Raw genomic sequence first — 12486 nt, 5'->3', positions numbered from 1 at the left:
CCTAACGCGCACGGGGATCGAGGACGCGGTAGAGCACGTCGGAAATCTTGTTGATGCCGATGAACACCGCGCCGATCACCAGCGTGGCACCGAGAACGGCGGACATGTCGGCATTGAGCAGCGCCACCGTCAGGTAATTGCCGATGCCCGGCCAGGAGAAGATCGTCTCGATCATCACCGAGCCCTCCAGCAGGCCCGCATAGGAAAGGCCGATCACGGTGATCAGCGGAACCAGAATGGGACGGAAGGCATGGCGCCAGATGACCAGCCGCTCCGACACGCCCTTGACGCGCGCTGTCGTCACATATTCCTGCGACAGCTGGTCGAGCATGAAGGAGCGCGTCATGCGCGCGATATAGGCAAGGCTGAAGAAGCCGAGCACGGAGGCGGGCAAGGCCAGATGCCAGAGAGCATTGAAGAAGATATCGGTTTCACCGGCAAGCAGGCTGTCGATCAGCACGATGCCGGTGACGGGGTCGACGAGGCCATCATAGAAGATGTCGAGGCGACCGGGTCCCGCGACCCATTTCAGGCGGGCATAGAAAACGGCAAGGCCGACAAGGCCGAGCCAGAAGGCAGGCACGGCATAGCCCAAAAGCCCGATCACCCGGATGACCTGATCAACGAGGCTGCCCCGGCGGCTCGCCGCATAGACGCCCATGGGAACGCCGAGCAGGACACCGATGATGATGCCGAGCGTTGCCATTTCGAGTGTTGCGGGAAACACGCGCTTCAGGTCGTCGAGAACGAGTTTGCCTGTGGACACGGATGTGCCGAGGTCGCCCGACAGGACCGAGCCGACATAGCGGATGAACTGGATGGGCGCCGGCTGGTCGAGGCCCATCTGTATCCGCGCTGCTTCATAGACAGCACGCGGCGCCCGGTCGCCCACGACGGCCAGAACCGGATCGATGGGAACCACGCGGCCGATAAAGAAGGTGATTGCCAGAAGCCCGAGAAAGGTGATGAGCACGGAGACGGTGAACCCGGCGAGCCCAAGCAGCAGGCGGGCGCCACGGCTCCTGTGCAAGCCCGGCCGTCTGACCGGCTTGGCGACAATATCTGCCACTGTTTCGGATTCGAATGCCAAACCCAGAGCCTTCCCCATTTCGGGCCATTGAGTTGGCCCATGTGTGTCGATTGTTCCCGTTGATCCCGGTCTGAAAGTCAGGTGCGATGACACTTTCCCTGACCTCGCCGAAGATTCTGCTTGGACCATACAAAAATTTTTGCTTAGATCAAAGAAATTTTACTGGGATTGGAATCGCCCATGACGTCCGAACTTCGCAACGCTGCGCCACAGCCCAAGGTCGGGGCCATGATCCGGGCACGCCGGCGGCAACTGCAGCTGACATTGCAGGAAATCTGCGACGCTGCAGGTATTTCGGTCGGCTATCTCAGCCAGGTCGAGCGCGATCATGCCACACCGTCGCTGGGAACGCTTGCACAGATTGCACGCAGCCTCGACGTCGGGGTGGATTATTTCATTGCCACGCCCACGGCGGAAGATGCGCTGACGCGCCAGGGCGAGCGGCAGAAGTTTTCGGTCGACGGTTCGTCCATTGTCTACGAACAGATCGCCGCGGATTTTGCCGGGAACGTCCTCTCGTCCGTCATCATGCACATACCAGCGGGTTATCGTTCCGAAACGGTCAGCCACGAAGGCGAAGAAATCCTCTATGTGCTGGAGGGTGCCATCACCCACAGGCTCGATGACGAGGAAGTGGTGATCTCGGCGGGCGACAGCCTGCATTTTCGCGGCAACCGGCCCCATGCCTGGTGGAATGACACCGGCGAGACGGCGCGGGTTCTGTGGACTGGGACACTGCCCGTGTTCCGGCCCCGGCTCTGAAACCTACAACAAAAAAACCAACAACAAGAACAATCCAGAGGAGAATGAAGAATGAAACTGTTCAAGGCGGCATTGCTGGCCGCTTCCATGATCGTACCGGCAGCACCGCTTGCCCATGCGGCAACGCCGGGCAATGCGCTTGTCGTGGCCCAGAATATCGATGACATCGTCAGCATCGATCCGGCCGAAGCCTATGAGTTCACATCGGGTGAATACGTGACGCAGACCTATGACCGTCTGGTGCAATATGATGCGCCCGATGTGAAGACGCTGGCGCCAGGTCTGGCGACAGCATGGACGGCGGATGATGCCGCCAGGACCATCACCTTCACCCTGCGGGACGGGGTGAAATTCACATCCGGCAACCCGCTGCGTGCGGAAGACGTGGTCTATTCCTGGAAGCGCGTCATCGCGCTGAACAAGGCACCCGCATTCATCCTGGCGCAGCTGGGCTGGACGCCGGCAAACTATGACAAGATGGTCACGGCTTCGGGCAATAAGATCGTCGTCAAATATGATGGCGATTTCTCGTCCGCCTTTGTGCTCAACGTTCTTGCCGCCCGCCCGGCCTCGATCATCGATGCCGTGACGGTACAGGGCCACGAAGCCAATGGCGACATGGGCAATGCCTGGCTCAAGGCGAATTCCGCCGGGACAGGCCCCTTCGTCCTGAAGGCTTTCCGCCCGGCCGAGATCATCAATCTTGCCGGTAATCTCAACTATTTCGGCGGCGCACCGGCAATGAAGTCGGTCATCATCCGCCACGTGGCGGAAGCGGCGACCCAGCAATTGCTGCTTGAATCCGGCGATGTGGACATTGCCAAGAACCTGACGCCGGATCAGGTCGCCAGCCTTTCGACCAAGGGTACGGTCAATGTGGAAACCTATCCGCAGGCCGCCGTGCATTTCCTCAGCCTGAACCAGAAGGACGAGGCGCTGACCAATCCGGCCATCTGGGAGGCCGCGCGCTACCTCGTCAACTACAAGGGCATGACGGACTCGTTCCTCAAGGGCCAGATGCAGGTGCATCAGGCATTCTGGCCGGCGGGTTTCCCCGGATCGCTGGATGAAACGCCCTACACCTATGATCCGGCCAAGGCAAAGAAGATCCTTGCCGACGCCGGCGTGAAAACCCCGATCAAGGTCACGCTCGACGTGATCAACTCGACGCCGTTCACCGACATGGCGCAGTCACTGCAGGCGGGCTTTGCCGAAGCCGGGATCAACTTCAACATCATTCCGGGGACGGGCAGCCAGGTCATCACCAAATACCGTGCCCGCACCCACGAAGCCATGCTGCTCTATTGGGGCCCGGATTTCATGGACCCGGATTCGAACGCCAAGGCATTTGCCTTCAACGAGGACAATTCGGACGGCAATTACCAGTCGACCACCACGTGGCGCAATGGCTGGGCGGTGCCTGCCGAACTCAATGCTAAAACGAAGGCGGCGCGTGCTGAGGCGGACCAGTCCAAGCGCAATCAGATGTATGTCGACCTGCAGAAGCAGGTGCAGGCGAAATCACCCATCATCGTCATGTTCCAGGCGGCCACACAGGTTGCGCTCGCCAAGACTGTTTCGGGCTATGTGAACGGTGCAACATCGGACTTCGTCTTCTACCGCCTCGTGAAGAAGAACTGACCAGAAACTTTAAAGGCCGTCCGGATCGTCGGGCGGCCTTGCCACGGCATCCATAACAACGGGAATAGTAAAATGTCTGAACTTCGGATGGCGCGCCTGCGGGAGCGCATGGCTGAAACCGGAACCGATCTTGTCGTCGTCGGTCCGTCCTCGCACATGGTCTGGCTTGCCGGGCTCTCGCCCCATGGCGACGAGCGGCCGGTCATGCTGTTTGTCGGCAGGGATCACGCCGGGATACTGATGCCGGCGCTCAATGCCGACAGCTCGCGCCAGCATACCGACCTGCCGTTCTACCCATGGACGGATGGCGAGGGTCCCGATGCGGCGCTGGCCGCTGTTTTGAAAGACGTCGTCGGGACAAAACAGGATATCAGGATCGCGCTCGATGAAACGATGCGGGCGGATTTCGCCCTGCTGGTAATCGATGCATTGCCGGGTGCCAGGCGCACCTTCCTCAACGACACCGTCGGCTATCTGCGCGCCCGCAAGGACGACGCGGAATATGCCGCGCTCAAGGCCAATGCGCTCATCAATGACGGCGCGATGCGTGCGGCTTTTGCCGCGTTGAAGCCCGGCGTGACCGAGCTCGAGATTGCCGGTGTTGTCCGGGACTACTACAAGGCAAACAATGCGAAGCCGGAATTCACCAGCGTCTGTTTCGGTGAAAATGGCGCATATCCGCACCATCACACCGGCGAGCGCGTGCTGAAGGCCAATGAAGCGGTGCTGATCGACATTGGCGGGCGCAGTGACGGCTATCCCAGCGACATGACCCGCGTTGCCGTCTGCGGTGAAACGCCCGCGGATTTCGACAAGGTGCACGCGGTTCTCGATGCCGCCGTCAAGGCGGCGCTGGCTGCGGCCAAACCGGGGGTTGCCGCCAAGGAAGTTGACAAGGCGGCACGCGATGTCATCACCCAGGCGGGTTACGGTGAATATTTCCTGCACCGCACCGGCCATGGCATGGGCATCGACATCCACGAGCCGCCCTATATCACCGCGACTTCCGAGGCTATTCTCGAGGACGGGCATGTGTTCTCGATCGAGCCGGGCATTTACCTCAGCGGCAAATTCGGCGTCCGCCTTGAGGAGATCGTCATCATGCGCGGCAACAGGGCGGAAGTGCTGTCCGAACTGCCGCGGGCTGCCTTCAAGGCCTGATCCATTGCACTGAAGGCGGCCGTTTCGGGTGCGAAGCGGCCGCCAGCACTACTTTTGTTGATGTGCGCTAATGTAGCATTGCACAATTTGAGGGCGTGCGCAAAATTAAGGCATGTCTACACCGCTATCGATCATGGTCTTCGACGAAAACCGTATCCGCGCTTCCATTATCGAAGAGGGATTGCGGGAGGCCGGCCATGATCGCGTCGTTGTTTTGCACGACATCGTCGGGCTTGCCCGGCAGATCGAGCGGATCGCGCCCGATGTCATCGTCATCGATATCGAAACCCCCAATCGCGACATGCTGGAGCATCTGTTCCAACTCAGCCGTTCCGTGCGCAAGCCGATCGCCATGTTTGTCGACAGCTCCGATACCGCGTCGATCGAGGCGGCGGTGGATGCCGGTGTGTCCGCCTATGTTGTCGACGGCCTGAAGAAGGAGCGCGTCAAGCCCATTCTCGACATGGCCGTCAGCCGCTTCAAAGCTTTCAGCCGGCTGCAGCAGGAACTGGCCGAGGCAAAAAGCGCCCTGGAAGAGCGCAAGGTCGTCGAGCGCGCCAAGGGTATTTTGATGAAATCGCGCACAATATCGGAAGACGAGGCTTATGCGCTGCTGCGGCAGGCCGCCATGAACGAGAAGAAGAAGCTCGCCGATATTGCGCAGAGCGTCGTCATGGCGGCAGCCATGCTCGGAAGCTAGAAAGAGAGGTTGGCCGTGAGTTTTATCCGGATGGACAATGGCCAGGGTATGGGCGGCGGCCTCGCGGCGCCGGCAGCAGTCCGCCGTGACGGCGTCTCCGTCGTTCGCGCCGGCTTCATTCCGCTTGTCGATGCTTCGGTTCTCATCGCGGCGGCCGAATTCGGATTTGCCGCACGCGAAGGCATTCAACTTGAACTTGTGAAAGACGTGTCCTGGGCTAATATCCGGGATCGGCTGGCTTTCCGGCAGTTTGATATCGCGCACATGCTGGCGCCGATGCCGGTTGCCTCCGCCCTGGGGCTCGGTTCCAATCCGTCAGCGGTCATCACGCCGTTCACGCTCGGGCGGGGCGGCAATGCCATTACCCTGTCGGTGAAGCTGTATCGCCGCATGCAGGCGCTGGCGGATCTGGCCGGAGACGAGGGCGCACTTGCCAATGCCGAAGCCCTCAAGAGCGTGATTGACGACATAAAGGTTCGCGGCGAACCATTGCCGGTGCTTGGCACGACCTATCCGTTTTCATCGCACAATTATGAACTGCGCTATTGGCTGGCGGCCGGCGGCATCCATCCGGACCGCGACGTCAAACTGGTGGTCGTACCGCCGCCCATGACATCCGATGCCCTGTCGGCGGGGGCCATTGACGGCTTCTGCGTGGGTGCGCCGTGGAACATGGTGGCCGTCGCCCGCGAAGTCGGACGGATCGTTGCGGTCAAGGAGGATATCTGGCCGTCCAGTCCCGAGAAGGTCATCGGCGTGCGGCCGGAATGGGCGGAGACCAATCCTGAAACATTGGCGAGGCTGATCGTCGCGCTGGATCGCGCCGCCGCATGGTGCGATGTGCCGGACAATCGGCGCGTACTTGCCGAGCTTCTGGCCGAGCCGCGTTATATCGATGCGCCGGAGGACATCCTGCACAGGGTTCTCATGGGCAGGTTCACCACCGATCCCGACGGGCACGAGCGGACGGTCTCCGACTACTTCACCTTCCATCGCGATGGCGCGAATTTTCCGTGGATCAGCCAGGCGCAATGGATATTCAGCCAGATGATGCGGTGGGGGCAGGTTGATCACTCCAAGGAAAAGCAGGAAAAGGTCGCGACCGCCTTCCGTCCCGATCTCTACCGCCATGCGCTGGGACCCCGCGCCGACATACCGTCGGCAGATGTGCGCGTGGAGGGCGGACAGCGCCAGGACGGGTTCATCGATGGGGCTGTCTTCGATCCCCAGAACATTCCCGCCTATCTCAAGGGCTTCAATGTCCACAATCTTGAAAACCCCGTTGCAACCCGGGACGAAACCTGATGGGTAGAATTTGTGCTCTGCACAATAAATGAGCGGGTTTGGTGGCCGTTCTGCCCATTTCGCCTGCGCCGCTCTTCGACTGCCGTCGGTGAAAAATAGCTGAACTATAAAAATATATATTAATTACAATAGCTTATAAATATAACTTCCGGTTGGCACGCTTATTGCTTTTATAAAACCGTTCCGTCAACGAAGACAGGAACCGCGAGCATCGCCATCGGATGCTTTCAAAGACACAGACGTCGCTTGGGCGAGTTCATTCACCGGATCGGGTGAATGCACTTCATCCGGCGGCGTTTTTTTATGGCTCAAGCTGCACCAGAAGCAGCGCTGCGAAGGGGAATTGCGATGAAGGTGATTTTGCCGACAGGCTTGACAAGACGAACGCTTTTGCAGGCAGGCGGCACGCTGGCGCTGCTGGCGGCGGCAAAGGCTGCGCTTCCCGGCGGCGCCCATGCGGCTGCTGCCGGACCCGAGACCACCAAGGCGACGCTCGGTTTCATTGCGCTGACGGATGCGTCGCCGCTGATCGTTGCCAAGGAAAGGGGGCTGTTTGCCAAACACGGCATGCCCGATGTCGAGGTGGTCAAGCAGGCATCGTGGGGCACGACGCGGGATAATCTGGTGCTCGGCTCGGCGGGCAACGGCATTGACGGCGCGCATATCCTGACGCCGATGCCGTATCTCATCAGCGCCGGCAAGGTCACCCAGAACAATCAGCCCCTGCCGATGGTCATCCTCGCGCGCCTCAATCTGGATGCGCAGGGTATTTCGGTTGGTTCGGCCTATGCCGGTCTGAAAGCCGGGGTCAACTCAGGTGTCCTCAGGGAAGCCTTTGCCAGGAAGAAGGCGGAAGGCACTGCGGCAAAGGCCGCGATGACCTTCCCCGGCGGCACGCACGATCTGTGGATCCGCTATTGGCTGGCCGCCGGCGGGATCGACCCGGACAAGGACGTGGAAACCATCGTGGTTCCACCGCCGCAGATGGTCGCCAACATGAAGGTCGGCACCATGGACTGCTTCTGTGTCGGCGAACCGTGGAATGCGCAGCTCGTCAATCAGGGCATCGGCTATACCGCGGTCAACACGGCAGAAATCTGGGCCAAGCATCCGGAAAAGTCCTTCGCCATGCGGGCGGACTGGGTGGAGAAAAATCCCAATGCCACCAAGGCCCTGCTGATGGCGGTGATGGAGGCGCAGCAATGGGCTGATGATCTCGCCAACAAGGATGAGCTGGCGGCCATGGTCGGCAAGCGCGCGTGGTTCAATGTGCCCGCAACCGATATCGCCGGGCGCTTGAAGGGCGACTATGACTATGGTTCGGGACGCGTCGAGGCAGCCAGCCCGCATCTGATGAAGTTCTGGCGCGATCACACATCCTATCCCTTCCAGAGCCATGAAAAATGGTTCCTGACCGAGAATATCCGCTGGGGCAAATTTGCACCGGACACCGATATTTCAGCGCTGGTCGGCAAGGTGAACCGCGAGGACATCTGGCGTGAAGCCGCCAGGGAACTCGGCGTTGCCGCCGCCGATATTCCGGCTTCGACATCACGCGGTCCGGAAACCTTTTTCGATGGCAAGGTGTTCGATCCGGACGCCCCGCAAACCTATCTCGCCAGCCTTGAAATCAAACGTTTTGCGTGAGGAAACCGGCATGACAGCCAGCCCCGTTCCCATCCGTCCGACCGAAAAGCCTCCGGTGGCCAAAATCATGACACTTGCCCTTCCGCCGAAGACCGGTTCACCCCGCCGCCTGCCGCCATGGCTCACCTCCCTGGCGGCACATGTGGTACCGCCCATCATCACGCTGGTCTTCCTGCTGGTGCTGTGGGAAATCCTCTGTTCCTCGCCGACGGCAAGCGTGCCGCCGCCCTCACGGGTGGTCTCGGAGACCTGGGAGCTGATCATCCATCCGTTCTATGCCGGACAGGGTGTCGATCAGGGGCTGTTCTGGCATATCCTCGCCAGCCTCCGGCGGGTCGCCATGGGCTATTGTCTCGCCGCTGTGGCGGGCATTGCGCTCGGCACTCTTGTCGGGCAGAGCGAATGGGCGATGCGCGGGCTCGATCCGATCTTTCAGGTGCTGCGCACGGTGCCGCCGCTCGCCTGGCTGCCCCTGTCGCTGGCCGCTTTCAAAGACGGCAATCCTTCGGCGATCTTCGTGATTTTCATCACGGCCATCTGGCCGATCATCATCAACACGGCCGTCGGCATCAGGAACATTCCGCAGGACTACCAGAATGTCGCGCGGGTGCTGCGTCTCAACCAGTTCGAATATTTCACCAAGATCATGATCCCCGCCGCCGCGCCCTATATCTTCACGGGCCTGCGCATCGGCATCGGCCTGTCGTGGCTGGCCATCGTGGCCGCCGAGATGCTGATCGGCGGCGTCGGCATCGGGTTCTTCATCTGGGATGCGTGGAACTCGTCGCGCATCAGCGACATCATCCTGGCCCTGATCTATGTCGGCATTGTCGGCTATCTGCTCGACCGCGCCATCGCCTTCGTCGCCCGGACCGTCACCCGCAACACCGCAAGCGCTTGAGGAAGCCATCATGATGTCGAAACCCTATCTCTCCCTCGAACAGATCGACATGGTGTTCAGCCGTGGCGGCGCCAGCACGCAGGTTCTCAATCAGGTCTCGCTGAGCGTCGACAAAGGCGAGTTCATCTCGATCATCGGCCATTCCGGTTGTGGAAAATCCACGCTGCTCAACATCGTCGCCGGACTGACGCAGGCGACGCGCGGCGTGGTGTTTCTCGAAGGCACTGTTGTCGACACGCCGGGACCCGACCGCGCGGTGGTGTTCCAGAACCATTCGCTGCTGCCCTGGCTGACGGTCTATGAAAACGTCAAGCTGGCGGTCGACAAGGTCTTCTCATCCAGCAAAAGCAGGGCGGAACGGCATGAATGGACCATGCGCAATCTCGAACTGGTGCAGATGGTGCATGCCAGGGACAAGCGCCCGTCTGAAGTCTCCGGCGGCATGAAGCAGCGCGTCGGCATTGCCCGGGCGCTGGCCATGGAGCCCAAGGTGCTGCTGCTGGACGAGCCGTTCGGTGCGCTGGATGCGCTCACCCGCGCGCACCTGCAGGATCAGGTGATGCAGATCCATACGGAGCTTGCCAATACGGTGTTGATGATCACCCACGATGTCGATGAAGCCGTGCTGCTTTCCGACCGCATCGTCATGATGACCAATGGTCCTTCCGCCAGGATCGGCGAAATCCTCGATGTGCCGCTGGTTCGCCCGCGCCGCCGCATCGAGCTTGCCGCCGATGCCACCTATATCCGCTGCCGTTCGTCCGTGCTGAAATTCCTCTACGAACGGCACCGTCTTGTGGAGGCCGCGTAAGATGGAAACAATCGCGAAAAAACAGAAACTCGTCGTCATCGGCAACGGCATGGCGCCGGGCAGGGCGCTTGAACACCTCTTCGAGATGGCGCCCGATACCTATGATGTCACCATTTTCAATGCCGAGCCGCGCGTCAACTATGACCGGATCATGCTGTCGCCGGTGCTGTCAGGCGAAAAGGAATTCGAGGAAATCATCATCCACGGCGATGGCTGGTACATCAAGCACGGCATCACGCTCTACAAGGGCCACAGGATCATCGGGATCGACCGGGAGGCCAAGACGGTCACCTCCGATGCCGGGACGACCGAAAGCTACGACAAGCTTTTGATCGCGACGGGTTCGGTTCCTTTCGTTCTGCCTGTTCCCGGCAACAACCTGCCGGGGGTCCTGACCTACCGCGATCTTGACGATGTGAATGCCATGCTGCTTGCGGCTCAGTCCCGGGCGAGGGCCGTGGTGATCGGCGGCGGGCTGCTCGGTCTTGAAGCGGCTGCCGGCCTGAAATCACGCGGCATGGATGTCACGGTTCTCCATATCATGCCGACGCTGATGGAGCGCCAGCTCGATCCCGCTGCGGGCTATCTGCTCGAACAGGCGGTGGAACAACGCGGCATCCGCGTGATGACCAAAGCCAGCACCAAGGAGATCATCGGTCAGAACAGGGTGGAAGGTGTTCTGCTTGCCGATGGCACAACATTGCCTGCCGATCTGGTGGTCATGGCGGCGGGTATCCGCCCCAACGCCCTGCTTGCGAAGGAGGCGGGCCTTGCAACCAATCGCGGCATCGTTGTCGACGCCGGCATGCGGACTTCCGATCCCGATATTTTCGCCATCGGCGAGTGCGCCGAGGTGGGCGGACAATGCTACGGGCTGGTCGCGCCGCTTTATGAAATGGCGCGGGTGGTATCAGCACAACTAGCGGATGATGCGGATGCAAAATTCGTGCACAGCGAGACACCAACGAAGCTGAAGGTCACAGGCATCAACCTGTTTTCCGTTGGTGATCTCGGCGAAGGCGACGACCGGCAGGAGATCGTCCTGCGCGACGCGGCTGCCGGTGTCTACAAGCGGCTGGTGCTGAAGGATGACCGCATCATCGGCACGGTGCTGTACGGCGAGACATCCGACGGGGCCTGGTTCCATGACCTGACCAAAAAACGCACCGACATTTCGGAGATGCGCGACACATTGATTTTCGGCCAGTCCTATCAGGGAGGGTCCCCGCTGGACCCTATGGCGGCCGTTGCAGCCTTGCCAGATGATGCGGAAATCTGCGGCTGCAACGGCATATGCAAGGGCAAGATCACTGGTGCCATATCCGGCAAGGGGCTGACCTCGCTGGATGATGTGCGGGCCCATACCAAGGCGTCCGCCTCCTGCGGCAGCTGCACCGGTCTGGTGGAACAGCTGCTGGCGCTGACGCTGGGCGATTCCTACAATCCGTCGGCCGTGACGCCCATGTGCAGTTGCACCGATCTTGGCCATGACGATGTCCGCCGGCTGATCAAGGCGAAGAAGCTGAAGTCGATTCCGGCCGTGATGCAGGAGCTGGAATGGAAGACATCGTGCGGCTGCGCCAAGTGCCGCCCGGCCTTGAATTATTATCTCGTTGCGGACTGGCCGGATGAATATGCCGACGACTACCAGTCGCGCTTCATCAACGAACGGGTGCATGCCAATATCCAGAAGGACGGGACCTATTCCGTGGTGCCGCGCATGTGGGGCGGCGTCACCAATTCAAGGGAACTGCGGGCGATCGCCGATGTGGTCGACAAATTCGCCATTCCGGCTGTCAAGGTCACCGGCGGCCAGCGCATCGACATGCTGGGCATCAAGAAGGAAGACCTGCCGGCCGTCTGGGCCGATCTCGGCAAGGCCGGGTTCGTCTCGGGACAGGCCTATGCCAAGGGGTTGCGCACGGTAAAAACCTGTGTCGGGACCGACTGGTGCCGCTTCGGCACGCAGGATTCGACCGGGCTCGGCATTCGCATCGAAAAGTTCATGTGGGGATCGTGGACGCCCGCCAAGGTCAAGATGGCGGTATCGGGCTGTCCGCGCAATTGCGCCGAAGCCACCTGCAAGGATGTCGGCATCATCTGCGTCGATTCCGGCTACGAGATCCATTTCGCCGGGGCGGCGGGGCTGGACATCAAGGGGACGGAAGTTCTGGGGCTGGTCAAGACCGAGGACGAGGCGCTGGAACATGTGGTGGCGCTGACGCAGATGTACCGCGAACAGGGCCGCTATCTCGAGCGCATCTACAAATGGGCCAAACGCGTCGGCCTCGACGAAATCCGCCGCCAGATCATGCAGGACGAGGCGAAGCGCCGCGGCTATTTTGACCGGTTCGTCTTCAGCCAGACCTTTGCGCAGGTCGATCCGTGGTCTGAACGGGTTTCCGGCGTCGACAAGCATGAATTCCAGCCGATGGCCAAAATCGGCTACCAGCAGGCAGCGGAGTAGA

The 12486-nt window shown here is 60.7% G+C and carries 10 protein-coding genes; 9 read left to right on the top strand and 1 reads right to left on the bottom strand.

Annotated features, from left to right (window positions below):
* Position 1: 1 nt before the first annotated feature.
* Positions 2-1090: an ABC transporter permease gene (locus tag AC1Q5O_RS18600; RefSeq protein ID WP_492564997.1), complete on the bottom strand. Its 1089-nt coding sequence runs from the start codon at positions 1088-1090 to the stop codon at positions 2-4.
* 180 nt (positions 1091-1270) lie between these two features.
* Here AC1Q5O_RS18600 and AC1Q5O_RS18595 point away from each other — a divergent pair, with 180 nt between their 5' ends.
* From AC1Q5O_RS18595 to nirB, 9 genes are all read left to right on the top strand, one after another.
* Entirely contained in the window at positions 1271-1852 is a 582-nt protein-coding gene (locus tag AC1Q5O_RS18595) for a helix-turn-helix domain-containing protein (protein ID WP_492564995.1), read from the top strand.
* Between the two features lie 51 nt (positions 1853-1903).
* Positions 1904-3493, top strand: a complete 1590-nt coding sequence (locus AC1Q5O_RS18590; protein ID WP_492564993.1) for an ABC transporter substrate-binding protein — start codon at positions 1904-1906, stop codon at positions 3491-3493.
* Positions 3494-3565: 72 nt separating this feature from the next.
* Complete coding sequence (locus AC1Q5O_RS18585; protein WP_492564991.1) at positions 3566-4654, top strand: M24 family metallopeptidase; 1089 nt, start codon at positions 3566-3568, stop codon at positions 4652-4654.
* A gap of 112 nt (positions 4655-4766) precedes the next feature.
* Complete coding sequence (locus AC1Q5O_RS18580) at positions 4767-5354, top strand: ANTAR domain-containing response regulator (protein WP_403184719.1); 588 nt, start codon at positions 4767-4769, stop codon at positions 5352-5354.
* A gap of 30 nt (positions 5355-5384) precedes the next feature.
* Positions 5385-6659 carry a CmpA/NrtA family ABC transporter substrate-binding protein gene (locus tag AC1Q5O_RS18575; protein WP_492565294.1) on the top strand — a complete coding sequence of 425 codons (1275 nt, stop codon included), beginning with the start codon at positions 5385-5387 and terminating at the stop codon, positions 6657-6659.
* 348 nt (positions 6660-7007) lie between these two features.
* The gene (locus tag AC1Q5O_RS18570; protein ID WP_492564988.1) at positions 7008-8306 is read left to right on the top strand and encodes a CmpA/NrtA family ABC transporter substrate-binding protein; all 1299 of its coding nucleotides are present in this window, start codon (positions 7008-7010) and stop codon (positions 8304-8306) included.
* 10 nt (positions 8307-8316) lie between these two features.
* Positions 8317-9207, top strand: a complete 891-nt coding sequence (gene ntrB / locus AC1Q5O_RS18565; protein WP_492564987.1) for a nitrate ABC transporter permease — start codon at positions 8317-8319, stop codon at positions 9205-9207.
* A gap of 13 nt (positions 9208-9220) precedes the next feature.
* On the top strand, positions 9221-10018 hold the full coding sequence (locus AC1Q5O_RS18560; RefSeq protein WP_464664455.1) for an ABC transporter ATP-binding protein: 798 nt from the start codon (positions 9221-9223) through the stop codon (positions 10016-10018).
* A 1-nt stretch (position 10019) separates the two neighbouring features.
* Positions 10020-12485: a nitrite reductase large subunit NirB gene (gene nirB / locus AC1Q5O_RS18555; protein WP_492564985.1), complete on the top strand. Its 2466-nt coding sequence runs from the start codon at positions 10020-10022 to the stop codon at positions 12483-12485.
* Position 12486: the final 1 nt, after the last annotated feature.

Source organism: Phyllobacterium sp. MT110 (genome assembly GCF_058792715.1).
The sequence above is the reverse complement of the archived record's forward strand: the minus strand, read 5'-3'. Positions and strand labels throughout refer to the sequence as shown.